The organism is Rhizobium sp. L51/94 (genome assembly GCF_019355555.1).
Taxonomy (GTDB): domain Bacteria; phylum Pseudomonadota; class Alphaproteobacteria; order Rhizobiales; family Rhizobiaceae; genus Rhizobium; species Rhizobium rhododendri.
The window spans coordinates 1917576-1941734 of sequence record NZ_CP072141.1; the positions used below are offsets into that span (position 1 = coordinate 1917576).

The following is a 24159-nucleotide window of genomic DNA, read 5'->3' on the forward strand; positions in this document are numbered from 1 at the left end:
ATTCATCCGTCCGATCTCAATCTATGGTTAAAGGCATGGTTAATCGTTTGAGCGAGGTGAAGCGCAGTGTTTTGCTGAAACGCAAGGGAGTGCCATCACGATTCTGATAGCTGGATAACGCAACCGGAAAGCAATCCCTGCGCGACTCGACGAATCGTCGGGCGAGGGATAGGCCAGATCCCGCAGCCCGCATTTTGCGCTTTGCTGCGGTCTCCATGACAGGTCAAGACATCGATGGATCACGACGAGGCCCGGCTGCGCATCATGGAGGATATCGCCACCGTCGGCGAGCTGACGCGGATGGTGACGCAGCGCTACGATGCGATGTTCGCGGAGTTCTACGCGGTGCTCCTTGAGACGCTCGACAGCGCCTCCGACATGGCCGATGCGGCGTTGACCGCCATGTCGGTGGCGGACGCTGCTGTCGACACCGTTCGGAGCAATTTCGCCGGCCAGCCGCACTTTGCCTGTTCGAAAGGATGCAGCCCCTGCTGTCACCTGTTCGTCGCGGTGCCGCCCGGCGTGGCCGAGGTGATCGCTGCTCATGTCGAGAGTAACTTCACGGTCATCGAGCGCGAAAAGCTGGTTTTGCGGCTGGAGGCGAAAGTTGCAGCCGATGCGGCCTCGCCGACACCGCAGCTGTTGCGGACGCCCTGTGCACTGCTCGACGACGGCGGCAGTTGCACGGTCTATGCGGTTCGCCCGCTTTCCTGTCGAAGCTTCACCTCGACCTCCCTGCCGCGCTGCCAGCAAGTAGTGTTCGGGGACAACCCGGATGGCGGCGGTGTCGATCAAAACCCGGCGCGCTACCGTCTCTATGAATTCGCGACAAGGGCGCTGGAAGAAACGGCCCGGCGCCGCGGATTGCCCGGCCAGCAACAGGGGCTCTCGGCAGCCCTGCTGCAGCAGCTGGCCGGCTGAAAGCGATCAGGCCATGCGATCGTACTATCCGGGACGGAAAACCTAGGCGGCGACCTTGTCGCGCGCTTCCTCGCGGATGCGCTTGACCATCGAGCGCAGGCCGTTGGCGCGTTGCGACGACAGGTGTTCGACCAGCCCGATCTTGCTGAACACCTCGATGGCATCGAGATCGGCGATATCGGAGGCGCGCTTGCCGGAATAGGTGGCGAGCACGATGGCGACCAGCCCCCGGACGATATGCGCGTCGGATTCACCCTCGAAGGTCATGACCGGATCCTTGGCCCCGTCTTCGGTGTGGCTGACGAGCCAGACCTGGCTGGCACAGCCTTGTACCTTGTTGGCAGCCGTGCGTTGTTCTTCCGGCAGGTCCGGCAGCGCCTTGCCGAGCTCGATCACATAGCGATAGCGATCCTCCCAGTCCTCGAGGAAGGTGAAATCGTCCATGATTTTGTCAAGGCTGGTCATCGCATACGTCCACTGTCTCTGAGACTGGCATATAGGCGAAAGCAACGGCGATTTGAACCCGCGCGGAAAAAAGAACGCCGTGCGGAGCAAGTCCACACGGCGCAGCAACATGCTGGGAGTTTAACAGGGCAGGCACGGCACGTCAGGGTAAAGGGGAGGCGCCACCGGAGACTTGCCCGGCGTCGCGGAATTGATGTCGGCTCAGAGGACCGGGCGGCGCATCGGCACCGGAACGTGGATGATGGTGCCGGTGAAAACGCTGTCGTTGGCGTCGCTGCCGAGTTTCGGCGGCATCGGCTGCATATCGGGCTCTGCCTGCGGTGCGGCGACGGCGACCTGCTGGCGGGACGTATCTGTTGTACCGGCGTTGCTGGCAGTCTTATCGGCCGGCTTGCCGGAAAGCTGATGGTCGATCATCTCATAGGCGACCAGTGCGCCTTCGCGGGCTCTATAGCCGAGCGCCGTGAAAGTCTCGCCGCCCTTGACGCAAATCTCGGGCTTCTCGCTGCACAGCGACGTTACATATTGAAAGGCGCCCGTTGCTGCCGTAACGGCGTCGGACATCTGGACCTGCGGGTTGTTCTGGGTCCGGGTCGTGCTCTGCGAGGAGAAAACCGGCAGAAGCACCAGTACCAGCGAGAACCAGAAGGCTGTCTTGATCAGAAACCACATCGTGTTGCCCATCCTGTTTTTCGTTCGGTCTTGGAGCCGAATCGATCCGGTCTTCCCGGTTGAAACAAACCTAGTCCGCAGATGCTGACATCGCTTTTCAAAACTAGAAGGCATTTGAGGCCAATTTAGTTCAAATGCGAGCTATCGGCATTTTATGCACATTTAAGTCAAATTGTCGTGGCCGCCGTTAAGCATGTTGCAGGCCATCTCCAGAGAATGCCGGGGGTTGCGCTCCCATCGCCTGCCACAAACCTTAACGAAAACACGAAAAAGCAGCGAAATCCATCGCTTACCCCCTGTTAACTACAAAAACCGATGCATCCTTTCGATGCGTCAAAACGGGATTTTCCGGCTTTTCAGCGGTGGATTGGGCCTTTCGGCTTATCCTTTCCTTAAGCGCGCAACGCCTATTATCGGGACAGAAATAGACGCCTTTTGTGCGGATTTTGGTGTGCGCGTATTGAGTAAAATGGCTGAAAAGGCGATCGCCCTTGTCGACAGGGCCGGCGGAAGCTGGCTCTCCCGGACGTCGGGCGACGGGCAGGTGCGCGGCGAAGAGCTGGCGATCCTGCGGCGCGTTGCGCTGCTGTCGTCGCTGGCGCTGATTGTGGTGCCGTGCGGCCTGTCTTTCCTCACCACGCCAGCCGTCGCCTTGCCGGTCGGCGTTGCCACCGTCTGCGCCGCCTTCCTGTTTTCCGCAGTCGGCAGCATCGCCCTTTCGCGCCAGAGACCGCTGCCAATCGAAGCACCCGTCATTATCCAGCGCCAGGAGTTGATGCTCGAGGCCGCCGCCGGTCTTGTCCTGCTGCTTGACGCACAGGGTGTCGTCACCACTGTCGGCGGACGCGACCGTGCCGCGTTCCTCGGCTGGATGCGTCCGGTCCTTGGCCGCGGCTTCTTCGAGCAGGTCCACGTTTCCGACCGGATCGTCTTCCTGCAGGCACTTGATGCCATCCGCCAGGGCTCCGACGCCGTTGCCATCCGTCTCCGGCTCGACCGCCCGGCCGGCGCCATCGATGGCGACCAGTTCGCCCATATCAGCATGGACATGACAGCCCGTCGCGATGCCGATGGCCTGTTGACGGACATCGTCGCCCAGGCCCGCGACATCGGCCGCGAACAGCAGCAGCGCGACGCCGAGACCCGCAAGGCGGCAGAGGCGGAATCGGCGAACGACGCCAAGTCGCGCTTCCTTGCCGCCGTCAGCCACGAGTTGCGTACGCCGCTGAACGCCATCCTCGGCTTTTCCGACATGCTGGCCGGCGAATATGTCGGTCGGCTGGAAAACGACCGTCAGCGCGAATATGTCGGCCTGATCCGGGATTCCGGTGCCCACCTGCTCTCCGTCGTCAATGCCATGCTCGACATGAGCAAGATCGAGTCCGGCCGCTACGAGCTGATCGTCGAGCCGTTCCCGATTGCCTCCGCCATCAAGTCCTGCGAGGCGATGCTGTCGCTGCAGGCAAAGAACAAGGGCCTGAAACTGGCAAGCCGTATCCAGCGCGATCTCGGCGAGGTCGTTGCCGACCAGCGGGCCATCCAGCAGGTGCTGATCAACCTCGTTGGCAATGCCATCAAGTTCACCGATGCCGGCGGCGCCGTCACGGTCGACGCGACGCGGGCCGGCGACATGCTGAAGATCTGCGTCAGCGACACCGGCATCGGTATTGCGCCCGAACGGCTCGCCTCGCTCGGCCAGCCTTTCGTGCAGATCGATAGCGAACATTCCCGCCGCTACGAGGGCACGGGCCTTGGCCTGTCGCTGGTCAAGGGACTGGTGGCGTTGCATGGCGGCAGCTTCGGTATCGCCAGTACGCCCGGTCATGGAACTGTGGTCACCGTGCTGGTACCGCTTGACGGCACGCTGGTGCAGACGGCAGAAGATCAGCAGCCGGTGGAATTCCCGCCGCGTCTCCGTTCCGTGGAGCATTTGGAAACACAGAGCAAGGAAGCAGTCTATGGCCACGCGAAAGCGAAAATCGCCTAAGGGAAAGGGCAAACGGCAGCAGTCCGGGCTCGCGTCCCGCAGTGCGGTGGCCGTTGGCAGTCTCGGTCTGCGCGGTGCCGGCCTCGTCGGTGGCGCTACCCTGCGCGGCGCCGGCCACCTCGGCGGCGTCATCGCCCGCTATCCCGCGACCGCAGGCGGCACCATGGCCTTCGCCGTGATCTTCAGCTTTATCGCCACCAACGCGCTCTGGTACCAGCCCGGCAACCACCCGTCGCCGTTCTTCCGCACCCGCGACGCGTCATCGCCCTACCAGCTGGCCGGACGCAAGCCGTTTAGCAGCGCCCGCCACGACCCCGCCGATACCACCACGTTCCGCATCGAACGCCCGGACGACACGGCGACATCCGCGCCGCCGGTACCAGCCGCGGCAGCACCTGTCGCAACGGCGCAGGCTCCCGTCGCCGAGCCGGGCAACGTTGTCTCGCAGGTGCAGGCCGAACTGGTCCGCCGTGGCCTCTACAACGGCGCGGCTGACGGCATCATCGGACCGCGCACCACGGCTGCCATCCTCTCCTTCGAGCAATCCGCCGGGCTGAAACAGACGGGCGAGGCGAGCGAGCAATTGCTGGCCGCGCTGAAGGCGGATGCCAAGCCAGGCGTCGCCGTGCCAGCCGAGAAGCCGCCGGCGGACATCTCATCGAATGCTGCTGCCGCCGATCCGGTTGCCGCCGCCATTATGAGCTCGGAAAAGGACGTCAAGACTGCATCGGTCAGGACCGCCTCCGCGACGCCGGCCAAAAAGCCGGTGCCCGATCCGGTGGCCAATGCGACGATGGTGATGCAGATCCAGAAGGGCCTGAGCAACATCGCCTACAGCAATGTCAGCATCGACGGCGTGGCCGGCGAGAGCACCCGCACTGCCATCCTCCATTTCCAGAAACACTACCGTCTGCCGGAAACCGGCGAACCCGACGGCACCGTCTTGAAAAAACTCCGCGAGATCGGCGCCCTGTGATCGGGTTGCGGTGGTAACGTTGCTGCCGCTGAATGGATCAGCCTTGCAGAACCCCAATGAGTGTCTTTTGGAGGATATGAGGTGGCTGTCGAAATCCGCCTGCTCGAAGCAAACGATCCCGCCGAAGCAGGTCTGGTCGCGCTCATGGAGGAAATGCAGGCGCACTATAAAGTCTTCTGCCCGCCGACGTCGGACATTCTGCAGCAATTGCGCGCCCGGCCGGCAGGCTCAGAAATTCTGGTTGCCGAAGACGGCGGCAAGGTCGTCGGCCTCTGCGCTTTCAGTTCGACCTATCCCGGAGCCGGCCTCAAGCCCGGCATATTCCTGAAGGAACTCTACGTCGGTGCCGCCTGTCGGGGGCAGGGCGTCGGACGCTCGCTGATGCGGACGCTGGCCATGCTCGCAGGCGAGAGGGGCCTCGTCCGCATAGACTGGACGGCAGACGCTGCCAACGAACGGCTTCTCGCCTTCTACGACGAAACAGGCGGCACGCGCAAAACGGACAGGATTTACTACCGTCTGGATGGTGAAGCACTCGCAGCGCTCGGCAGCGATCCCGCTTCGTGACCCTGCCACGCCGGCCACCTGTTCCGCATGGAAGAAACACCGGCCTTACGCATTCAAATTGACGGCGAAGTTCTGGACCTGGCGTATGCCCGAGAAGCCCCTGACCTTCGGAAACTCACCGGCGGCTTCGATGTCGGGAAAGCGCTCGGCGAGCACGGTGAGGGCTTCCTCCAGCTCTGCCCTCGCCAGCGCTTCACCGAGACAACGATGCGCGCCTCCGCCGAAAACCGGATGCCATTTCAGCTGCTCGCGGGTGATGTCGAAGCGCTCCGGTTCCGGATATAGCTTTTCGTCCCTGAGGGCGGACATGGTGACCAGCGAACACGCTTTATGCGCTGGCAGAACCCGCCCGTCGAGTTCAATATCCATCGTGGTGACGCGGGGCACCGAGCCGATTGCCGGCTCGTAGCGAAGGCACTCGAGAACCGCGTTCGGCACCAGATCGCGATTTTTGACGACCGCGTGCCATTGATCCGGATTCTGGAGGAGCAGGGAGAGCTGGATGACCATCGCCGAGCGGGTCGTGTCGCTGCCGCCGACGATCAGGGTCATGATCTGGGTGATGGCTTCCTCGGCCGTCAGCGATCCCTCTTCTTCGACGTTGGACATAAACTCGCTGACGAAATCATTCGCCTTGTCACGGCTGCGCCTGGTCACGATCTCCCCGACATAGCGCCGAAGATCGCCCGCTGCCTGCTGCAATTCGGGCACGTCCTGCGTAAGCCAGGAGCCGCCCAGCAGCGGGCTGAACCGGTAGACGATCTCTGAAAATCTGCCCACGTCATCTCGCGGCAGACCGAGGATCGACGCAATCACCCTCGCCGGAATAACCGTGGAGAAGTCGTCGAGCATGTCCATGCCGCCCTTGGGCGTTGCGGCATCCGCAATCTCGGAAATCGTCTGCCTGATATGCGGGCGCAGCGCGGCAATCATCCGGAATGCGAATGTCTTTGCCATCGGCGAACGCCGCCGCATATGAGCATCGCCATTCGAGGTCAGCATGCCGTTTGTCATGAAATCCCAGATCGGCCCGTCCTTGACGCCCCGCAGAGTGATCAGCTCTGTTTCCACCTGCCGCGTCTTGGCATCGCTGTGGAGGTTGAGAACATCATCGGCGCGCAGGACCAGATACACGCCGGCTTCCGACCGGATGAACGGCAGTTCGCCTCGAAAGTGGCGATAAACCTCGTGTGGATTGCTGGCGAGGGTTTGCATCGACAGCGTCGGGACGTTGCTGGCATCGGATCCGCTGGATGATTTGAAACCGGTCATCGAATTCCTGTCATGTTGACTTCTGGCAGTCCGCATCGGGGCAACGCTTGCGCAAGGCGCGCCAAAACTGTTGCCAGCCGCAGCGGCTGTGCAACAGGCGGATCAGGATCACGCCCCGCAATTCAGCGGGCGGTGAAAAAGCTCATCCCGTCGTCGATCTTGCAGGTGAAACTGCGGGGAGTGCCGACCTGCGTGTAGCCGGGAAGGCTGAACACCGTCATCGTGAATTCGGCATTTTTATCCGGGTGGACCCTGTATCGTAAAAGCTGGACGATGGGCTTTCCCTCGAGATCCAGCGTCATATGCTCATCTGCAAAAGCCAGCGTTCCGTCGTCCATAATCCGGAAGGCTTCGATCTTCAGTCCGCCGCGTGTCTTGCTTGGCTTCTCATCGCCGCTGCTGGAGGTGCAACGACCGAGGTCGAGAGACACAGCGACCGATCTGCCTTTGACCAGCGCATTTTCGACGGCGGGGAGAGACATGGAGTGGCCGCCCGATGGAGCAGCACTTGCTGCCAGTGGCTGGGCAGCCAGAAGAAGTACGGCAAGGAAACGTTTCATAATCAGACCCTTAACTAGCAATAGCGAAGGTCGGCGGTGCGTTGTCGATAAAGAACGCCCGCGTCCTTCAAAACAGGTGCTGCGAAACCGAATTTCGTCGCACCAGGGTCAAATTTAGCACTGCGATATAACAGATCGATGATCGTGCATCGGTTGTATGTTAGGGCTTGCTGAAGCAAGATCTTGGCAACCGCACAAAGTAAAGCCGGCCGCCCGTGATGGGCGGCCGGCAACGGGGAGGGCATAGGGCTTGCGATGCCCAACGAATGCCTGGTTGCTTACCTCAGCCGCCCCAGGGCCTTAGGCGCTTCGGTTTCCGCGTGGATATTGGCGGCGGCTGGGTTACCGATCATTGCCACGTCGATGAGGCAGGCTTCCAGCAGCGGGCCTTCCTTGACGCCAGCCCGTGCACAGGCGTTCTGTGCGTTCTTCGCCGTTTTCGGGTCCAGATCCCGGGAGGAGAAGGGCGCCTTCGGGATATCGGCCATGGTCCGTTCGCCGCAGACATTCAGCATCGATTCCCCCGATTTCAGACGCCAGCTATTGGCGTAGGAACTGTAGAGTTCCTTGAACGAGAACGGATTTTTCAGAACTTCCCCCTCCCGCGTGGCGAGCAGGTTCGGGTCTTCCTTGACGTTGGCAAGCAGGCCGTGAGCCTCCACCGGCCACTGGCCGAGACCGACCTTGACGTTGATGTAGTCGGTGCCATTGGCCGGATTGATGCCGGCCTGCAGCCAGTCGCCGGAGGCACCGCGAACAATGTAGATGTCGCCGCTCCGGGTAACCTGCGTTCCATCGGCCAGCGAAACCGGCGTCTTTTCGCTGACATTGACGAACTTTCCGTCGATGAACACGGCCTGCGGCTTGGTGCAGACAGCAACCTGCGTCTTTCCGAACCGCGCGGCGACGGCCGAGCTGACAGCGGCATTTGGCCAGTTCGGAGCACCCGATACCTGCCTGTTCTGCACGTCGAAACCGGACCCCGTCTGCAGCAGCAGGAAATCGCCGGAAGCCTGGAAATCGTAGAGGAGGCCGCTGAGCGTCGTCAGGTGGGTATCGCCGACTGCAGTCGAGGCGGCACAATTCGACGGACTGCCGCCGGCTGTGCTTTCGTTGAAGGCGATTGCCGGTCCCGGTCCGGAGCTTGCCGGCGCATTCGGCCCGAAACTCAGGTTGTTGGTCTCGGCGGTGAACCCTTGCGCGACGCAGTTCGGGGGCGCAGTGCCGCCATAGGTGATCCGCGTCCTCGTCTGCAGCGATGCTCCTGCATTGAAGGTTGCCTGGCTGCCGACGCCGACAGCGCTGCCGCCATCACCGAGCACATTGAATTCGGCAATCGTCCAGCCGCCGGATGCATTGACGGCGTTGTCGCCAACCCGCAAAAATGCGGTGCCACTGATGGTCATGATCACGCTGTCGCCGCTTGGCCCCGCCATACCCGTGAGCGTTACCTGTCCAAGACTGGTCACCGGCACCGCCGGGGTGGAAACAGCGCCGCTGGAGTTGCTGATGATCACGCAATAGATTTCGGCACCGGCGGCAAACTGCGTCCAGCCGACCGGGCATGTCGTGTTGTAGCTGATCAGCCAGTATTGGATGAAGGCACGGTGCGAAGCATTGTTGTTTTCAAAAACGAACTGCTCCCATCCGCGGCAGTTCGGGTTCGGAGACGGCGCACAGACGCCGGTCTTGAAGAAATCGGTGTTGATCTGCAGCGTGTAGGTGTTGGGGATCATCGGCCCGGCGGCGCCGATCTGGCCGCTTTCGCTGGTGACATTGGTCAACGTATCGAACGATCCCGAGGCGCTGATGATAAAGCCGCCGGGTGCCTGCGCCGCGATGTCGTTGCCGTTGCCCACAGTCTGCGGCACGATGCCGGAGCGCGGTGGCATCGGTTGTTTCGGCGCCGCCACGCACTGCACTTCCTGCCAGTGGGTCGAAGGATACTTGGCCGTAAAGCAGCCCTTCTTCGGCTGCGGAACGGTGGCGATGGTAGCGCGCCAGTCTTCCTGGCGGCGAAATTGCCTGGCGGAAAGCATCGGGATCGGCCTCGCGGCGGCCGCTGCGCTGAGGGGCCGCCTGCTTTCGGCTGCAACGCCCGACGGCGCCAGCCCCGTCAGCCCCACCAGTATCGTCAGGGCAAGTCCAAGCCCCTGCAGGCTTCTGTAGACAACAGACATCGTCATATGCACGTCTCCTTTTCAAAGAAGGTTGCAATTTTAGAGGTAAATCTGAAATGAATGCTACTATAAGTACACACTGCGCCCATTGCTCGCGTCTTGCAAGGCGTATGTTTCGCGCAGTTTTTTAACGGAGAATTGCAAGGCATGGGGCGCATGGCGCGGCCACGCGACCTGCACGCCGGTGGAAGCGTTACCGGACCGTCGCTCTTGTTCGTCGATGCGCCACCAGATACACCGGATCCATGAGGCTGCGCAGCGACATCTTTGTATCCGCCCTGATCCGCCGGCTGTTTGGCCGGGGGGATTTTGCCGCGGTCGAGCGCAAGGGGGCGGAAGCTTCGGGGGCGATCTTCATACGCCAGCGGTTTCGCGACGGGCTGGAAACACTGTTCGGTCCGGCGCCGCAAAGCCTGTTCGACGAGGATGGTTCAAACGGCCGGATGTTCGAAGTCCGCCTCGAGCGTCAGGATGCCGAGACGGTGCGTCAGATGCTCGAGCGCGAACAGAAATTCGATGCCGATCTCTGGATACTCGAACTCGAGACCGACGACATCGCCGACATCGTGCCTGTCGCAGACCAGCGGCAAAATCCGCTCTGACACCTGGGGCCTTTAGCGCGCTCCGCCGCGCGCCCGGGCCGGTAAGACGTCGTTTTCCGCCTCGGGATTGCGCGCCTTGAATTGGCTGGCGGGCCTTGCCTGGTCCGGGGTGACGTAGGTGTAGCGGTCGGCGCGGCGCCAGGTTTCGACGCGCGCCTGGCTGTCCACCGGGTCGACCGAATCCATGATCCGCCAGGCGCGGCTGATGCTGCCGGTACCCTCGCTCAGATGCGGATAGAAGCGCTCCAGCACGAAGACCCCGTCGGCGAAGTTCATGCCGAGGCTGGTCAGCGTGACCGCCAGCTGTTGGCCGGAGAGATCGAGCAGGATGCGCTCGGCAAGCCAGCGGCTCGACGACAGTGCGTCGGCCAGCGCCGTTGCAAAATTCTGGGCCTCGCGCTCGCGGGCAAAGCGCACCAGCAGCGCTTCCTGGACATCTGTCAGGCTGCGCAGGCCGAGGCGATCGGTATCGTCGTGGGAGAGGTGGCGGGCAATCTGGCGCAATTGCTGGCGCAGTGCCTCCTCGCGGGCCAGTCTTTCGGCAATCGCGCTGTCGGGTGCCTCGAGCAAGGGGATACGCTCGGTCTGTGGCGTTTCCAGCGCCTTCGTCTTGCCGCGACCGGTGTCGGCATGGCGCAGGCCGACCAGCGCATCGACGACCGCAGGCGAGAGATTGTCGCGCTTGACGATGGCCTTGGCGTGTTCCGTTCCTTGCGTGCGGGCTATGGTGATCAGCGTGTCGTCGTCGATTGTTGCGGCACCGGCGATGAACGGAGCGGCAATCGCGATCGGCTGGCAGCCGATGAACAGCGCCACGGCCGGCGGCACATGCGGGCATTGCGACAAAGCAGCGACCGCCTGTCGCTTGGCCTCGTCGCTGGAGGCGAGAAACAGCGGCATGAACAATTCGGCAAACTGCCGCAGTTCGGATTTTCCGGGATGGGGCCGTTCCTCGAAGCTGGTAACCGTCGCCATCAGGACCACATCCTTCTTGCGCTCGCCAAGCGGTCCTTCCAGGTCTCGAAACCGATCACGCACGCTACCACCCACACACAGAACAAAGAGGGGAGCCGGAGATCAGCACGCGGGGCAGCCGGGCAAACGCGCTCCGGCGAAAACGTCGCGCGGAAAACGATAGGACCCGGCGGACGCTCGCGTCCGGATCTGGCTATGCCGTGACGTTAGCGCGATCAGGGTTAATAGGCAGTGAAAACTTTAATAAAAATGCGACGGAGGTGTCACGAAAAGGTACGCTCGTGAAAAGCGGGGAGGCGATTGCGGCAGCGAGGTTGCAGCAAGCATGCCGCCGGTTACTTTCAACAGGTTACGCGTAGGAAACGCCCTGGCGGGCACTGTGGCTGCGCAGGGCGACCAGCAGCCTGTCGCGGGTATCGTAGCCCGATTGAAACAGGTCGAGCGCGGCCGCAGCCGCAAACTGCGCTTCCGTGCTCTTCAGGTCGATGCGTTTTTCCGCATACCAGCAGTCGAGAGCGCCGCGAAGCACGTCTACATCGTCGGTTGTGAAGGCTGAGTTGAGCAGAAGCGTCATTGCACATCTCCCAAGCTGTGGGATGAAAACACTGTATGTCATGAACTGCCGGTGTTTGCAGGGCCGGCCAGTAGGGGAACCATACGCCAAACGGCCAAAGTCGCAAATAATATTTGCATGACGTTTTCGTGTCACACACGCTCGCAGCAGGGCTCGCCGACAGGCGGGCACTGGTGCTAACAATATGAATCCATTCTATTTTAGAATTTTGCGCCTCAACCATTGGTGGTTTCTCATGCCAATCCGAAGCTCCCGTTCCGACCTGTTGGCACGGCGGCGGACCAAAACGCGTTGCAGGGCGTCCCGTGCCGTTAAGGTCTTGTTAACGATCCCCTGTCTCAATCCGCGCAAGCACACCGCGACCCGGCGTCTGTTCGAATCGCTACCGCCGCAAACCGTCCCTTCGGGCGCCCCGGCAAACCGTCAGACACGTACCGCACTGCTATTGGAAAGGCGCGAATGCCCTTCGGACATGCTCTTGCCAGCAAGACTTTTCCCGAGGGAGCGCCGGTCCGCCAAAAAGGCGGACAGGGTGAAATCGATCGCAAGTTCATCCGTCTCAAGATTGCAATGGAGACGAGACATGGCTGATATCATAAGACTGGAAGACCGACGAAACCACAAGCCGCCACCTCCGGCCCATGATGGCACGGCGGCCCGCATCCTGCTGTTTACCGGCGTACGCTACGAGCGGCTCGAGCCGCCCAAGCGCCGCACGGCGCCTGGCGCCAAGCGGCCGAAAACGAAGACGAGAAAACAGGGCTGACAGGCCTTGTCCTGATATAGCCGATCTAGCTTGCGTCGAAGGCGTCGCATCGCGCCTTGGCGAGAAAATCACTGGCGCCCTCTTTGAAACTCGGCTGCGGCGCCATGGTCCGCAACACCACGTAGCCCTGACCCTCTGTCATCTCCACGAGAATGGATTGCGCCAGCTCTGCAGGCAACGCCTTGCGGATCGCGGCAAGCTGCACCGGCGCTGCCACGAGCACGTCGAGCGCACCCCCGACCGAGGTCCGGTCGCTCATGCTGAAAACTTCGTTCGAAGCGCTGTCGTAGATCCCCAGGGACCAGAATGGCACATGGCCCGCCGCCATCAGGTGCACCGGCATGTCGGCAAGGTCGAAGGCGCAAACGGCGGTATGCATGTAGGGATCGCCGTTCGAGAGACTGCCCGCACTGGTGGTGGGGTCCAGCACGTGAAAGGCATCTTCCTCGCCGAGCGCCTCGACCCGCTGGAAGGCATCGCGATCGCTGTAGGCGGGCAGCGCCAAGATGATCACCAGATGCAGCAGGGCCGCACCGAGCACGCCGACGACGATGGCAAACAGCACCTTAAGCATGGTCGCAGCCGATCTTCTCGACCTTCGGCATCGAGAGGTCGATCAGCCCCGCGCTGCCAGCCGCCGGCGTGTCCAGCAGCGTCAGCACCAGCTTGAAATTGCCAGCCGGCGGCAGCGCCAGCCAGTTGCCGGCGGAGGCATCCTTCGAGACGACGATCGAAAAGCTGGAATCGCTGTCGCGTAGCACGTTCCAAGAGTTGATTGCTGCCGGGCGGCCGGGTTGGGCTGCCAGCGGCTTGCCGTCCGGGGCGACGGAGAACAGCGTCCAGAGCCGCGCCGGCGGCGTCTGGCCGCTGATGCGGTAGCGGCATCCGGCCGACAGCCGGTCATGCCCATCGTCGTCGCCAGCGGTGAATTCCAGCCCCTCAGCGGTGCCGTAGAGCAGCCGTCCGTCGCGGGCGCGGTGGGATTTGGCATAGGGGTCGGCGTCCACGGTATGCAGCGCCGGAAAGGCCTGCCAGGCGCCAAGCCGGATCGCGCCGAAACCGGCGCTGGCATCGAGCGCATAGAGCGTGAACAGGATGCCGCCGCCAAACGCAATGGCCAGCGACAGCGCGACCAGAAGAGGAACCCGAAACACAGCGGCGTCCTTGTGAGAACTCAAGCGTCAAGCTTATTCCTGATTCTGCCGGGAGGGGGAAGGGCGGGATGGTCCGTGGGCCGAGCGCGCCCCTGCCAAAGCTTCGGCGAATGTGGCACATTGCCGGAAATTTCGTTCTTGCAAAGGACACGCAATGATCCGGCTGCTGTCACCCGACGATGTAGATCTGTTTCGGTCCATTCGCCTCGAAGCCTTGCGAGCCTCGCCGGAAAGTTACGCCAGTAGTGTCGAGGATTGGCAGGACCTTCCAGATCAGGAATGGCGCCGCCGTCTGGTGGACAATGATGTCTTCATCGCAGTCGAAAACCACCTGCCGGTTGGGATCATGGCGCTTGCGCGGCAGCGCCCAGCCAAGAAGGCGCACCGCGCCATGATCCAGATGGTCTATCTGCGCGAGAATGCCCGCGGCAGGGGGCTTGCGGAAGCGCTTCTGGAAGCATTGGTGGAATTTGCCCGTGGCCAGGGCATTCGCCAGCTGGAGCTCGCGGTCAGTGCCGAAAATGATGTTGCGATCCGCTTTTACCGTCGCCGGAGCTTTACCGAGATCGGTCGAATACCCTGCGCATTGTTGCACCAGGGCAGGGAGATCGACGAAATTCTCATGGCCAGACGGATCGTCGCCCTAAAAAACTGAAGACGGGAATCGATTCGCCGGTATTGAGCCTCACCCGGACGGCAACCCGCGAGCTGTCTCGAAAGCCTCTACGCCGGGGCTTCCCGGATGCCGACGCGAAATATCGGTTTCGTTTATCAACACACGCGGGAGATTTACGAAACGGTTCGCAAAATCGAGGATTGCAACACCAGTATCGGTTTTTCTGCATGGGTTGAACCGAGTAATTTCCGGTCAATGGCAACTAACGACCCTTGAGATAGCAGACTATTCCAGACGCTTGGGCGCTCCACATATTGCAGTGCACTATGAGCCCATCTCCGGGCTCGGTCGATCAGGCAAAAAGGAAAAGCCATGCAAAAGCTCCTCTCCGCTCTAGCCCTATCAACCGCAATCCTTCTCGGGCAGTCGGCTGCCCGGGCCGCTCCCGCCGACGATGCGATCGCCGGTTGGACCTCGCTTGGAACCTATGTCTTCGGCACCAGCGCCGTGGCCGGCACGGGCGAAACTGCCATCACCAACAAGGCGCAACTGGATGGCAAGTTCAACTATTTCCAGAACAATGCGGCAGAAGTAACGATCGGCTCGGAAGTCCAGCGCTATACCGCTGGCAACGCCCAGACCCACGTCTTTGCCAGCGACCGGCTTAACCTGACCGGCGTGCTTGGCGGCGGCGACGCCTCCTATTCCGGCGGCTTCACCAATGTCTTCGGCCAGATCAGCGGCTCGATCAACGTCAACAGTCCGATCGACCCCGCACAGTTCGGTTTTGCCAGCGGCACCAAGATCGAGGTCGGCAACATGATCGTGCTGCAGTCGCGCGGCATATACAGGGTCGACTCGATAGGCACCGATGGGAAGATCACGCTTCTTGCCATGTTCAACTCCAACACCACCAATCCCGTCACCAACGCGCTTGCCGTCCTGACGCCCTTCTATGCCCTGAAACTCGCCCAGCCGACCGCCACCAACGCCGCCGGCACGGCCACCACCATGGTGTTCGACACCATTCCCGCCTCCATGCCGACAGGAATGGCCGTCGGTTATGTCAAGGACAACGCCTTCCAGCGAAACGACGACTACCGGGCTGTCACTGTCGACAAGACCACCAAGACCGTGACCACGCAGAAGAAATTCGTGTTCATCAGCCAGCCCTCGACCTATCAGAACCCGGCCGGCCAGCTGATGATCTTCGTGCCGCCGATCCGCTCTGCGCAAATCATCACCAAGGACACCTTTGACCTCAAGAATGGCGACTACGCCTTCGATGCAAACGTCAACTACCCTGAGGCCGTTGCCAGCCGCCAGGTCAACACGATTGCCGAGCTGAACGCCTTGCCCGCCAACCAGCCGAACGGTTTCTGGGGTGCTGCCTGGCTCTACGGCAAGAATACCACCGCCTCGACAACGAGCTCCGACGAGATCGACAGCGAGAGCTGGTTCGACTTCTACAAGGGGCCCGACATCTTCTCGGCCTTCACCCACGGCGAGACCGTGACCCAGGGCTTCCAGCTCAACAACGACGAATGGGCGCCTGCAACCGCGGATGTCGGCGCCGGCTATCTCAAGCGCCTCACCGGTCCGCTGGTCGGCGATATCAGGCTCACGAAAGTCGTGCGCACCAGCGCCGGCAAGGTCGATACCTACGTCAACGGCACGCTGGTGGATACGAAGAACTACACCTGGACCAATGCCAATCCTGCAGAGTTCATCGTCAACCTCGCCATCGGCTCGATCAGCGGCAGCTACTCCGCCAACGTCCTGTTTCCGCTCAAGCCCTCCAACTTCAACAATATGAAAATCGGCGTCAAGCGGCTGGCGTTTTACAAGAAGTAATCAGCTTTTGCTGAATGAAGGGACTGCGGCCCTCTGGCCGCAGTCAGCTGAGGTTAAATGAGTCATTGATGAAATCCATCGGCGTCCTGCTGCTGGCTCACACCTGGCGAAGCGTGGCACCGACTGTCAGCAGCAGCGGTGAATGATCCGAGACTTCGGGCTCTGAGACAACCTCGAAAGCGTCTACGCCGACGGCATCGTTGACCAGCATATAGTCGGCGTAGCGTTCTCGCTTGGGGTAGAATGACGTTCTGGTGCCCCGAAAGCCCCGGCCGGTGACAAGGTCGGTGAGGCCTATATTCCTGAGAACATCGAATGTCTTGCTTTCAGGCAGCAAATTGAAATCGCCGCACGCCACGACAGGCTCTCCCGGTCGCGCAGTCGACATGATCAGCAACGCAAACCTGTTGGCCTGCTGATGCCTTTCGGGAGTGTCGTGCTTGCCGCTCAAGTCGCGCAAGCCATGCATCTGTGCAATGGTAATGCATTGCTGCAATTCCACATCGAACAGCCGAACGGCGTGTGCGGTCCGCGACCGCGGATGCAGTCCGTATCCGTCAGACGAATAATCTCCGTGAACGAAGCCCTGTGTCTGGCCAATGATGGGAATGGTGGCGCGAACGAATGTCGCTAGACCCCATTGCGACTTATATGGCTGCTCGCCATCAAACAGATCGCCCTCAGCGGCCGGGCAGAAGATCGACGTGTGATGGGGCAGGGCCACCGCAACGTCAACCAGAAAATTGGCTCTTTGCGGTAGGGCGGTACCTTGGTCGCGGTAGGTGAGCCAACGCTGCCCTGTACCCGGTGTCTTGACCACTTCCTGCAGGCAGAGAACATCGGGGTCGACTGCAGCCACGTAGGCAACGAGGCGCTCATAGAGGCGTCCGCCCCAGCCGTTCAGACACAGCACGCGCACATCTGCCTCCCGTACTCCAATGCATCAATCTCAAACGTGAAACCGGCGATGTGTCTAGCAATCCTTCACGGCAACTGCTGGAATTGCCGTCACTACTCCACACTCGCCACCCGCTGTCCCTTCAGCGGTGGTGCGGTCTTCAACTGCTCCTCTAGATCCCGCAGCACCTTGGTCGATTCGGCCGACAGCGAGCGGGGCCGGACCGGGGGTGGTTCGGCGCTGGCGGCGGCGTCCGTGGCGGCTTTGCGGGCGGCTGTTGTCATCGGTTTCTGGGCCGGGAAGGGGTCGGCGATGCCGGGGATGGCTTTGAGCGCAATGCCCTGATGGGCGTAGTCCATGATCTTCTTGAAGGTCATCGCCGGCAGGGTGCCGCCGGTCATGTTGTTGGTCGAGGTGTAGTCGTCGTTGCCGAACCAGACGGCGCAGGTGTAGTTGCCGGAAAAGCCGATAAACCAGGCGTCGCGGTAGGCCTGCGTCGTGCCGGTCTTACCGCCGACGACGATGCCGCGGTCGAGGGCTGCCTTGCGACCGGTGCCGATGACCGGGATCTGCGTCAGCATCTGGGTCATCGAGGCATTCGCCTGCTCCGACAGCACGCGCTTTGCCGCAGGTTCGTCGCGATTGAAATCATAGAGGATCTTGCCGTCGTAGCCGACAATCTCGCTGACGCCGTGGCGCCGCGATTGCAGTCCGTCCGAGGGAAAGACGGCGTAGGCCGTCGCCTGGTCGAGGACGGTCACCTCGGAGGTGCCGATCGGAATGGTCTTGTCGTTGCGAACCGGGCTCTCGACGCCCATTCGCTTGGCCATCTCGCGGATCGGCTGGATGCCGAAATGCTCCTTGGCAAGCCGTACCGGGATGGTGTTGATCGACTTGGCGATGGCCTCGGTCAGCGTCACCCGCCCTTCATAGCGGTTCTCGTAGTTGTGCGGGCTCCAGTTGCCCCAGGAGATCGGCGCATCGACGATGGTCGTGGCCGGCGTCATGCCGTTCTCCATGGCGACCGCGTAGGTATAGATCTTGAACGACGAGCCCGGCTGGCGCAGCGCCTTGGTGGCGCGGTTGAACTGGCTTTCGCCATAGTCCCGGCCGCCGACCATGGCCCTGACGGCGCCGCCGGTTTCGATCAGTACTGACGCGCCCTGCTTGGCATTGTAGTGCTCGCCATATTCAAGCAGGCTGGAGCCGATGGAATCCTCGGTTGCCTTCTGCAGGCTCATGTCGATGGTGGTGCGAACGATCAGCGAGCGCTCGGCAAAGCGTGCCGACAGCCGCTGCACCTCGTCGAACGCCCAGTCGAGGAAGAAATCCGGCGACACGACTTCGGCCCTGTCGACCACTGAGGCCGGGTTGCGGCGCGCGGCCACCACCTGGCCCTCGGTCATGAAGCCCGATTGCACGAGGTTCGACAGCACGTCGTTGGCGCGGGCGCGTGCCGCCGGCAGGTTGACGCTGGGCGCATATTTGGTCGGCGCCTTGAACAGGCCGGCAAGCATCGCCGCCTCCGCCAGATTGACGTCCGAAATATTCTTGCCGAAATAATATTGCGCCGCCGCTGCCGCCCCGAAGGTGCCGCCGCCCATATAAGTGCGGTCGAGATAGAGCGAGAGGATTTCCTTCTTCGACAGGTTGGCCTCCAGCCAGATCGCCAGAAACGCCTCCTTGATCTTGCGTTCGATGGATCTTTCGTTGGAAAGAAACAGGTTTTTAGCCAGCTGCTGGGTCAGCGTCGAGCCGCCCTGGACGACGCCGCCGGCTTGCGCATTGACGGTCAGCGCCCGGAACAGGCCGAAGACGTCGATGCCGAAATGATCGAAGAAGCGCCGGTCCTCGGTCGCCAGTACCGCCTTGACGAAGTAATCCGGCAGTTCATCGACCGGTACTGAGTTCTCGTGGATGATGCCGCGGTGGCCGATTACATTGCCGTAGCGGTCCTCGAAGGTGACGGCGAAATTACCGCGGTTGCGCCAGTCGCCGACCGTCGATTCGAAGGCCGGCATGGCAAGCGCCAGCATCACCACGGAGGCCGCGACACCGAGCGTCATGCCTTCGCCGAGCAACTCGAACACGATGCGCTTCCAGCCATGCATGCGGAAGCGGCGGAAGAAGATGGTGATGTCTTCCCAGATTTCGGCGGCCCGGAAACCGGCATTCCAGACGGTGGAATCGATCAGCGAATCCAGCCGCAGCAGCAGGAAGCGTTTTCGGCGCGGCCTCTTCGGCGAAGGCCCTTCGGGCTCTATCGGCTCCTGCATGCGTGATTTCCCGTATGATCTTCGAGCCTTCCGCCGAATGCGGCAGGCTCAGCCTTCCCCGGCAACCCGATATCCCCTATATCCGCCACAGGTTGAACAATTGGTTGCTTTCCGGCAAATCACAAAACAAAGCAGCGCGGCTTTCCTGAAACGGCCGGCGCGCAGGGATAGCAAGAGCATGGACGAAACCCCCTTCTGGCAGCGCAAGACCCTTGCCGACATGACACCGGGCGAGTGGGAGAGCATCTGCGACGGTTGCGGCCTCTGTTGTCTCAACAAGATCGAGGAGTGGGACAGTGGCGACATCTATTTCACCGATGTCCGCTGCAAGCTGATGGACAGCGACAGCTGCCGCTGCACCAGCTATCCCAACCGCTGGGATTTCGTACCCGACTGCGTCCAGCTGACACTTGAGAATGTGTCGGAAATCCAGTGGCTTCCACCGACCTGCGGCTACCGGCTGATCAACGAGAGGCGCGATCTCTACTGGTGGCACCCCCTCGTCTCCGGCGACCCCGAGACCGTCCACGCCGCCGGCATCTCGACCAGGGGCCGCACCTTCAGCGAAGAAGACGTGCCGGTCGACGACTACGAGGACCACGTAGTGGACTGGCCGCTGACGGTCGGCGACATGCCAAGGGATGGCGACGGCGATGCGGAAGAAGACGAGCGCCAGCGGGCTGATGAAATAGGGAAATAATCCTCTATTCCCAAATTCAAATACCGAAATCATCATTATAGGAAAATAGTCCTTGACGGCGTGACGGTTGTTTGTTAGTTTTAGGTATAGTCGGAGAGGTGCGGGCAAGAAGACCCCCAGCCTGATCTCCCCCCCTTGTGGGGGAGATGTCAGCGTCGCTGACAGGGAGCCTATCGAGACCGCCGCATTCACCCCCCCTCTGCCCTGTCGGGCATCTCCCCCACAAGGGGGGAGATCAGCTGGGGCCGTATTGTCTGCATCCCTGGTAATTAGATGCCTCACATTCTGACACCTCATGGTCTGCCGCCAAAAGCGGGGACGTTGGTGAGGTAACGGCCAAGGCGACGCCAGCCTGATCTCCCCCGCTTGTGGGGGAGATGTCAGCGTAGCTGACAGAGGGGGTGGCCACCGTGATTTCTGGGGGTATAGGCAGGTTGTAAACGGCTGCCCTCGCGGGTATATAGAAATGATGTGTTTCTATAGGAGCTAGCGATGTCCTCCACAATCTCGGCGAATGTCGATGGCAAAACGGCCACGAAATTGAAGATGGTGGCTTCGATGGAAAACAGGTCCGTATCGAACGCGGTTTCCAGCGCAATCACTGTTTTCGTTGGGCTTCCCAAGGGCGTTCGCGATTTGCTGCTCGAGTTGAACGCACAGAACGACCAGGACACGATCACCAGGCTTGGCCGCGAAATGATGGCTGCGGCCGCAAGGGTCCGTCTTGAGAAGGCAACCGCCGATCTCGCATCCGAGCACCGTTTCGGAGGGCCTGAAGATGCGTCCAGCGAGATCGACATGTTGGAGGAGGCCACGTCCCTTACCCGAGCCGTAGCGCACCGGAAGTAAGGCATGGATCGTCCGGTCCGGGTGGTGCTCGATGTCAATGTCTTCGTCGCCAACATAATGGCGCACGACCGTGGTCATGTGGGAACTGCAACGCAGACCCTGGTGTCGATGGTGAGCAACCAGAAATGGGGCGTGGCCGACAGGTCTCAGTTGGTCGTCTCCTTCGAGATGATCGAAACCCTTGAGACGGTTCTCCGCCGGCTGCAATTTTCGAATGACCGCATTGATGCCTATACCGGCTCTATTGTCGATATCATGAAATATGGGCCGGATGGGCTTGATCCCTATCTTATCCTGGGCGGAGAAGAGCGCTTCGCCATGTCCGACGTCGAGGATGCAGGCGTGCTGGCGACGGCCTTCGGGTCCGAAGCCGACATTCTTGTCACGGATAATTTGAAAGATTTCGCTTCCAACGATGCGTCTGTCGTCGACACTCAAGTGGTGAACACGACGTCTTCTGGCAAGCGAACCCTCCAGGCTCTCAGATACGAGATCGGCAGCGCGGATCTGATTATCGCGCACCCGTTCGATGTCATGCAGTGGATACGCCTGGGCTACGATTTTACGCCCGGCATCCTGTGGAATACGATCCAGAAGCCAGACAATTCGGTTGGCCTATGAGTATTTCGGCAACTGCCGAGACTGCCGCATTCACCCCCCTCTGCCCTGTCGGGCATCTCCCCCACAGGGGGGAGATCGGGTGCGGCGGCCTCATTGGTTCAGCATTCCGAAAAATTCCATGTCCCGCCCGCTGACGCTTTCGTGTCCGGCGCGCTGACCCGTGAGAGTTGCCATGCATGAATTCGAGGGTTTCGATCCCGGCCTGTTCGGGTACTGGCCGAATGCGCTGGCCTATCGGGGTTGCGATATCGGGTGGGGTGCCAACGAGTGCCTTCGACAGGCGGAAGCCTGCCTGCTGGAAATCAAATCCGGCAGTGCCGAGGATGTCCTTCGGACTTTGCTCAACGAGATGACGGTCGAGATGCGGGCCGAGTTCGACTATTTCAAGGGACTGCGCTCTGCGGCGGAAGCGTCCGGCAAGGCGTTTGCGGAAGGGACGGGCGACGAGGCTGCGGCAAAGCTTGCCCGTGCCGATGTCAAGCTGTCGGTCGATGCGATGTCGCTGATCGTCCGGACGCTGGAAAAGATCGATGGCCTGCAGCGCCAGATGGCGCGCGACCGGGAAACGGAGATCGAGCGCCATGCCGATGGGCCCGGATATGTGGAAAACAAGCGCCGGCTGCTGGCGATCATCGAGCAACGTGCCGAGGATCGGGCGCGGGCAATTGTTGCGGAACGCGATCTTCAGCGGGCTAACCCCGGTCTGGATCCCGCCGCCACCGCCACCGGGCCGCCGCAAGGGGATCCGCCGGCTGCTGAAGCTGATGCGGTATTTTGACGACGTGTTGAAGACCCACAGTACGGAAATGGCGCAACTCAGGTGCACGAGCCGCGCCGCTGCGATTTCGGCGGACAACCGGGCCTTCAGGCAGGCCGAACCTTCGCCGGCAAGTGTGACGGCCGTGTCCGAGCAACTCTCAAGCGTCACGGCGTCGGGGCTTGCTTCAGGCCAATCGGCTGGTGCCGGTCCGGCGCTGGCGGCGAGGGGAGGCCGGATGGCGGGCGATACCGATTGCGATGCCGTCCTCAATGCGCTTGCCGCGGAATATCTCGCCGTCAAGGACTGGGAGATCGCCGGTCGCGATCACCAGAGGCCGCCGCCGGGGTGTTGGCGCAGCTGGTTGCTGCTCGGCGGTCGCGGCTCCGGCAAGACAAGGGCGGGTGCAGAATGGGTGCATGGGCTCGCCAGCGCCGGAGACCGGTCCGATCTTCGTATCGCGCTGGTCGCCGAAACGCTTGGCGATGCCCGCGAGGTGATGATCGACGGCGTGTCCGGCATCTGTCGCATCGCCCGGCTGAAGCGGCCGGATTTCGAGATCTCCCGCCGCCGGCTGGTCTGGCCGAATGGCGCGGTGGCCCAGATATTCTCCTCCGAAGATCCAGAAAGCCTGCGCGGGCCGCAGTTTCATTTCGCCTGGTGCGACGAGCTGGCCAAATGGAAGCATGGCCAGGAAACCTTTGACATGCTGCAGTTCGGGCTTCGCCTCGGCGAGCATCCGCAGCAGCTGGTGACCACGACGCCGCGCCCGGTGCCGTTGCTCAAAAACCTATTGGCCGATGCCGGCACGGTCGTTACGCGTCTGTCGACGCTGTCCAACGCGGGCAACCTGTCGCCGGGTTTCATCTCGGCACTTGCAGCCCGCTACGGCGGTACGCGGCTAGGGCGCCAGGAGCTGGATGGAGAACTGATAGAGGACCGCGAGGATGGTCTCTGGAAGCGCGACACGATTGCGGCGCTGGTGCAAAAACTGACTGGCCCGCTCCGGCGCATCGTCGTTGCCGTCGACCCGCCGGCCTCCGCCGGGCCAAATGCCTGCTGCGGCATCGTCGTCGCAGGCCTCGAGGCCTCGGGAAGGGCGGTGGTACTGGCCGATTGCTCGGTGGAAGGCGCAAGTCCTGCCACATGGGCGGGGGCTGTCGTCAGGGCCTTCCGGCGTTTCGATGCCGACCGCATCGTTGCCGAGATCAACCAGGGCGGCGACATGGTGACGGCCATGCTGCGCAGCATCGACATCAACCTGCCGGTAACGACGGTACGTGCGACGCGCGGCAAATTTCTGCGGGCCGAGCCGGTGGCAGCCCTCTACGAACAAGGCCGCGTGGGTCACGCCGGGCGTTTCACGGCGCTGGAAGACCAGATGTGCGATTTCGGACCGGATGGATTGTCGCTCGGCCGGTCGCCCGACCGGCTCGATGCGCTGGTCTGGGCGTTGACGGCGCTGATGCTGGAAGGTGGCGGCGAGCCCCGTGTCCGCGGCATCTGAAACCGTGGATAATGACGGGCAGCGCCGGGCTGCCCGCAGTCTCAGGCCTGGGCGGTATGGGTCGCCGGCTTTGGAGCCGTCTCGCGGGTTTGCATCTGGCGCCATTCGCTTTCATGGCGCTCGAAAACATGCTGTGGAACGGTTTTGGTGCTTTGATCGGGCTTTGACATCAGAACCTCGCTGGACGTTGACTGGGCAGATAACGACTTTGTGACATCATAGTTCCACAGCTTAAAGCGGTTGTAAATCAGGGGTTTAAACATGTTAAACGATTGAATTTTTTTTAAACCGATTGAAGTTGTGGAGATCATGCAATCCCCGGCCACGTTGCCGGATCAAAGCCTCGTCGGCATCGATGTCCTCTGTCGAGTTCAATCCAGGATGCTTGCGGCCGTGCCCAATATACGCGC

The 24159-nt window shown here is 61.6% G+C and carries 26 protein-coding genes; 14 read left to right on the top strand and 12 right to left on the bottom strand.

All coding sequences use genetic code 11. From position 1 onward, the window contains the following. Window positions 1-234 precede the first annotated feature (234 nt). The gene (locus J5274_RS09380) at window positions 235-921 is read left to right on the top strand and encodes a YkgJ family cysteine cluster protein (RefSeq protein WP_142824362.1); all 687 of its coding nucleotides are present in this window, start codon (window positions 235-237) and stop codon (window positions 919-921) included. 42 nt (window positions 922-963) lie between these two features. Here J5274_RS09380 and J5274_RS09385 read toward each other — a convergent pair whose 3' ends face one another. Both J5274_RS09385 and J5274_RS09390 read right to left on the bottom strand, forming a co-directional pair. Beyond that, a complete protein-coding gene (locus tag J5274_RS09385; protein WP_142824363.1) occupies window positions 964-1386 on the bottom strand; it encodes a SufE family protein in 423 nt (140 codons plus the stop codon). Window positions 1387-1587: 201 nt separating this feature from the next. After that, window positions 1588-2058, bottom strand: coding sequence for a DUF5330 domain-containing protein (locus J5274_RS09390; RefSeq protein ID WP_142824364.1), 471 nt, complete (start codon window positions 2056-2058; stop codon window positions 1588-1590). Window positions 2059-2527: 469 nt separating this feature from the next. Here J5274_RS09390 and J5274_RS09395 point away from each other — a divergent pair, with 469 nt between their 5' ends. The 3 genes from J5274_RS09395 to J5274_RS09405 all read left to right on the top strand — a co-directional run bounded on the left by J5274_RS09395 (window position 2528) and on the right by J5274_RS09405 (window position 5588). Next, window positions 2528-4045: a HAMP domain-containing sensor histidine kinase gene (locus J5274_RS09395; protein WP_205470415.1), complete on the top strand. Its 1518-nt coding sequence runs from the start codon at window positions 2528-2530 to the stop codon at window positions 4043-4045. After that, the gene (locus J5274_RS09400) at window positions 4017-5021 is read left to right on the top strand and encodes a peptidoglycan-binding domain-containing protein (protein ID WP_142824366.1); all 1005 of its coding nucleotides are present in this window, start codon (window positions 4017-4019) and stop codon (window positions 5019-5021) included. Before J5274_RS09395 ends, J5274_RS09400 begins: the two co-directional genes overlap by 29 nt. 144 nt (window positions 5022-5165) lie before the next feature. Next, the gene (locus tag J5274_RS09405; protein WP_142824492.1) at window positions 5166-5588 is read left to right on the top strand and encodes a GNAT family N-acetyltransferase; all 423 of its coding nucleotides are present in this window, start codon (window positions 5166-5168) and stop codon (window positions 5586-5588) included. Between the two features lie 45 nt (window positions 5589-5633). On the opposite strand, the gene J5274_RS09410 is transcribed toward J5274_RS09405, so the two are convergent. From J5274_RS09410 to J5274_RS09420, 3 genes are all read right to left on the bottom strand, one after another. Then, the gene (locus J5274_RS09410; RefSeq protein ID WP_161990956.1) at window positions 5634-6860 is read right to left on the bottom strand and encodes a cytochrome P450; all 1227 of its coding nucleotides are present in this window, start codon (window positions 6858-6860) and stop codon (window positions 5634-5636) included. Window positions 6861-6982: 122 nt separating this feature from the next. Further along, window positions 6983-7420 (bottom strand): VirK family protein, encoded by a 438-nt coding sequence (locus tag J5274_RS09415; RefSeq protein ID WP_219274569.1) that lies wholly within the window; start codon window positions 7418-7420, stop codon window positions 6983-6985. A gap of 278 nt (window positions 7421-7698) precedes the next feature. Then, on the bottom strand, window positions 7699-9606 hold the full coding sequence (locus J5274_RS09420; protein ID WP_142829887.1) for a hypothetical protein: 1908 nt from the start codon (window positions 9604-9606) through the stop codon (window positions 7699-7701). A gap of 239 nt (window positions 9607-9845) precedes the next feature. Between J5274_RS09420 and J5274_RS09425 the strand changes: the two genes are divergently transcribed. Next, window positions 9846-10202, top strand: a complete 357-nt coding sequence (locus J5274_RS09425) for a DUF1491 family protein (protein WP_142824370.1) — start codon at window positions 9846-9848, stop codon at window positions 10200-10202. A 12-nt stretch (window positions 10203-10214) separates the two neighbouring features. On the opposite strand, the gene J5274_RS09430 is transcribed toward J5274_RS09425, so the two are convergent. Together J5274_RS09430 and J5274_RS09435 are read right to left on the bottom strand one after the other, a co-directional pair. After that, window positions 10215-11240 carry a DUF2336 domain-containing protein gene (locus tag J5274_RS09430; protein ID WP_202617137.1) on the bottom strand — a complete coding sequence of 342 codons (1026 nt, stop codon included), beginning with the start codon at window positions 11238-11240 and terminating at the stop codon, window positions 10215-10217. Between the two features lie 286 nt (window positions 11241-11526). Further along, the gene (locus J5274_RS09435) at window positions 11527-11751 is read right to left on the bottom strand and encodes a hypothetical protein (RefSeq protein ID WP_142824371.1); all 225 of its coding nucleotides are present in this window, start codon (window positions 11749-11751) and stop codon (window positions 11527-11529) included. Between the two features lie 459 nt (window positions 11752-12210). Between J5274_RS09435 and J5274_RS28775 the strand changes: the two genes are divergently transcribed. Both J5274_RS28775 and J5274_RS09440 read left to right on the top strand, forming a co-directional pair. Next, window positions 12211-12342 carry a hypothetical protein gene (locus tag J5274_RS28775; protein WP_257625643.1) on the top strand — a complete coding sequence of 44 codons (132 nt, stop codon included), beginning with the start codon at window positions 12211-12213 and terminating at the stop codon, window positions 12340-12342. Beyond that, window positions 12335-12517 (top strand): hypothetical protein, encoded by a 183-nt coding sequence (locus J5274_RS09440; RefSeq protein ID WP_142824372.1) that lies wholly within the window; start codon window positions 12335-12337, stop codon window positions 12515-12517. Before J5274_RS28775 ends, J5274_RS09440 begins: the two co-directional genes overlap by 8 nt. A 25-nt stretch (window positions 12518-12542) precedes the next feature. On the opposite strand, the gene J5274_RS09445 is transcribed toward J5274_RS09440, so the two are convergent. Both J5274_RS09445 and J5274_RS09450 read right to left on the bottom strand, forming a co-directional pair. Continuing rightward, entirely contained in the window at window positions 12543-13091 is a 549-nt protein-coding gene (locus J5274_RS09445) for a DUF1254 domain-containing protein (RefSeq protein ID WP_142824373.1), read from the bottom strand. After that, window positions 13084-13671, bottom strand: a complete 588-nt coding sequence (locus tag J5274_RS09450; RefSeq protein ID WP_142824494.1) for a DUF1214 domain-containing protein — start codon at window positions 13669-13671, stop codon at window positions 13084-13086. Before J5274_RS09450 ends, J5274_RS09445 begins: the two co-directional genes overlap by 8 nt. A gap of 154 nt (window positions 13672-13825) precedes the next feature. Here J5274_RS09450 and J5274_RS09455 point away from each other — a divergent pair, with 154 nt between their 5' ends. Together J5274_RS09455 and J5274_RS09460 are read left to right on the top strand one after the other, a co-directional pair. Beyond that, a complete protein-coding gene (locus J5274_RS09455) occupies window positions 13826-14326 on the top strand; it encodes a GNAT family N-acetyltransferase (protein WP_219274570.1) in 501 nt (166 codons plus the stop codon). 333 nt (window positions 14327-14659) lie between these two features. Next, the gene (locus tag J5274_RS09460) at window positions 14660-16141 is read left to right on the top strand and encodes a hypothetical protein (protein ID WP_142824375.1); all 1482 of its coding nucleotides are present in this window, start codon (window positions 14660-14662) and stop codon (window positions 16139-16141) included. A 97-nt stretch (window positions 16142-16238) separates the two neighbouring features. On the opposite strand, the gene J5274_RS09465 is transcribed toward J5274_RS09460, so the two are convergent. Both J5274_RS09465 and J5274_RS09470 read right to left on the bottom strand, forming a co-directional pair. Further along, complete coding sequence (locus J5274_RS09465) at window positions 16239-17060, bottom strand: endonuclease/exonuclease/phosphatase family protein (protein ID WP_142824376.1); 822 nt, start codon at window positions 17058-17060, stop codon at window positions 16239-16241. A 92-nt stretch (window positions 17061-17152) separates the two neighbouring features. Then, window positions 17153-19315: a transglycosylase domain-containing protein gene (locus J5274_RS09470; protein WP_142824377.1), complete on the bottom strand. Its 2163-nt coding sequence runs from the start codon at window positions 19313-19315 to the stop codon at window positions 17153-17155. A 178-nt stretch (window positions 19316-19493) separates the two neighbouring features. Here J5274_RS09470 and J5274_RS09475 point away from each other — a divergent pair, with 178 nt between their 5' ends. From J5274_RS09475 to J5274_RS09495, 5 genes are all read left to right on the top strand, one after another. After that, on the top strand, window positions 19494-20015 hold the full coding sequence (locus tag J5274_RS09475; protein WP_142824378.1) for a YcgN family cysteine cluster protein: 522 nt from the start codon (window positions 19494-19496) through the stop codon (window positions 20013-20015). 492 nt (window positions 20016-20507) lie between these two features. Further along, window positions 20508-20864 (top strand): hypothetical protein, encoded by a 357-nt coding sequence (locus J5274_RS09480; protein ID WP_142824379.1) that lies wholly within the window; start codon window positions 20508-20510, stop codon window positions 20862-20864. A gap of 3 nt (window positions 20865-20867) precedes the next feature. Next, window positions 20868-21485 (top strand): PIN domain-containing protein, encoded by a 618-nt coding sequence (locus J5274_RS09485; protein WP_142824380.1) that lies wholly within the window; start codon window positions 20868-20870, stop codon window positions 21483-21485. A 172-nt stretch (window positions 21486-21657) separates the two neighbouring features. Further along, complete coding sequence (locus J5274_RS09490; RefSeq protein WP_142824381.1) at window positions 21658-22263, top strand: hypothetical protein; 606 nt, start codon at window positions 21658-21660, stop codon at window positions 22261-22263. Window positions 22264-22480: 217 nt separating this feature from the next. Beyond that, window positions 22481-23749, top strand: a complete 1269-nt coding sequence (locus J5274_RS09495) for a DNA-packaging protein (RefSeq protein WP_142824495.1) — start codon at window positions 22481-22483, stop codon at window positions 23747-23749. 41 nt (window positions 23750-23790) lie between these two features. Here J5274_RS09495 and J5274_RS09500 read toward each other — a convergent pair whose 3' ends face one another. Next, window positions 23791-24060, bottom strand: coding sequence for a hypothetical protein (locus J5274_RS09500; RefSeq protein ID WP_142829886.1), 270 nt, complete (start codon window positions 24058-24060; stop codon window positions 23791-23793). Window positions 24061-24159: the final 99 nt, after the last annotated feature.

Excerpts from the sequence above, each read along its gene's own strand:
- J5274_RS09425 (WP_142824370.1), top strand. The coding sequence starts at position 9,846 with ATGAGGCTGCGCAGCGACATCTTTGTATCCGCCCTGATCCGCCGGCTG.
- J5274_RS09415 (WP_219274569.1), bottom strand. The coding sequence starts at position 7,420 with ATGAAACGTTTCCTTGCCGTACTTCTTCTGGCTGCCCAGCCACTGGCA.
- J5274_RS09420 (WP_142829887.1), bottom strand. The coding sequence starts at position 9,606 with ATGACGATGTCTGTTGTCTACAGAAGCCTGCAGGGGCTTGGACTTGCC.
- J5274_RS09470 (WP_142824377.1), bottom strand. The coding sequence starts at position 19,315 with ATGCAGGAGCCGATAGAGCCCGAAGGGCCTTCGCCGAAGAGGCCGCGC.
- J5274_RS09435 (WP_142824371.1), bottom strand. The coding sequence starts at position 11,751 with ATGACGCTTCTGCTCAACTCAGCCTTCACAACCGACGATGTAGACGTG.
- J5274_RS09480 (WP_142824379.1), top strand. The coding sequence starts at position 20,508 with ATGTCCTCCACAATCTCGGCGAATGTCGATGGCAAAACGGCCACGAAA.
- J5274_RS09395 (WP_205470415.1), top strand. The coding sequence starts at position 2,528 with ATGGCTGAAAAGGCGATCGCCCTTGTCGACAGGGCCGGCGGAAGCTGG.
- J5274_RS28775 (WP_257625643.1), top strand. The coding sequence starts at position 12,211 with ATGCCCTTCGGACATGCTCTTGCCAGCAAGACTTTTCCCGAGGGAGCG.
- J5274_RS09460 (WP_142824375.1), top strand. The coding sequence starts at position 14,660 with ATGCAAAAGCTCCTCTCCGCTCTAGCCCTATCAACCGCAATCCTTCTC.
- J5274_RS09475 (WP_142824378.1), top strand. The coding sequence starts at position 19,494 with ATGGACGAAACCCCCTTCTGGCAGCGCAAGACCCTTGCCGACATGACA.
- J5274_RS09410 (WP_161990956.1), bottom strand. The coding sequence starts at position 6,860 with ATGACCGGTTTCAAATCATCCAGCGGATCCGATGCCAGCAACGTCCCG.
- J5274_RS09400 (WP_142824366.1), top strand. The coding sequence starts at position 4,017 with ATGGCCACGCGAAAGCGAAAATCGCCTAAGGGAAAGGGCAAACGGCAG.
- J5274_RS09385 (WP_142824363.1), bottom strand. The coding sequence starts at position 1,386 with ATGACCAGCCTTGACAAAATCATGGACGATTTCACCTTCCTCGAGGAC.
- J5274_RS09500 (WP_142829886.1), bottom strand. The coding sequence starts at position 24,060 with ATGATCTCCACAACTTCAATCGGTTTAAAAAAAATTCAATCGTTTAAC.
- J5274_RS09445 (WP_142824373.1), bottom strand. The coding sequence starts at position 13,091 with ATGCTTAAGGTGCTGTTTGCCATCGTCGTCGGCGTGCTCGGTGCGGCC.
- J5274_RS09440 (WP_142824372.1), top strand. The coding sequence starts at position 12,335 with ATGGCTGATATCATAAGACTGGAAGACCGACGAAACCACAAGCCGCCA.
- J5274_RS09485 (WP_142824380.1), top strand. The coding sequence starts at position 20,868 with ATGGATCGTCCGGTCCGGGTGGTGCTCGATGTCAATGTCTTCGTCGCC.
- J5274_RS09390 (WP_142824364.1), bottom strand. The coding sequence starts at position 2,058 with ATGTGGTTTCTGATCAAGACAGCCTTCTGGTTCTCGCTGGTACTGGTG.
- J5274_RS09380 (WP_142824362.1), top strand. The coding sequence starts at position 235 with ATGGATCACGACGAGGCCCGGCTGCGCATCATGGAGGATATCGCCACC.
- J5274_RS09490 (WP_142824381.1), top strand. The coding sequence starts at position 21,658 with ATGCATGAATTCGAGGGTTTCGATCCCGGCCTGTTCGGGTACTGGCCG.
- J5274_RS09405 (WP_142824492.1), top strand. The coding sequence starts at position 5,166 with ATGGAGGAAATGCAGGCGCACTATAAAGTCTTCTGCCCGCCGACGTCG.
- J5274_RS09455 (WP_219274570.1), top strand. The coding sequence starts at position 13,826 with ATGATCCGGCTGCTGTCACCCGACGATGTAGATCTGTTTCGGTCCATT.
- J5274_RS09495 (WP_142824495.1), top strand. The coding sequence starts at position 22,481 with ATGGCGGGCGATACCGATTGCGATGCCGTCCTCAATGCGCTTGCCGCG.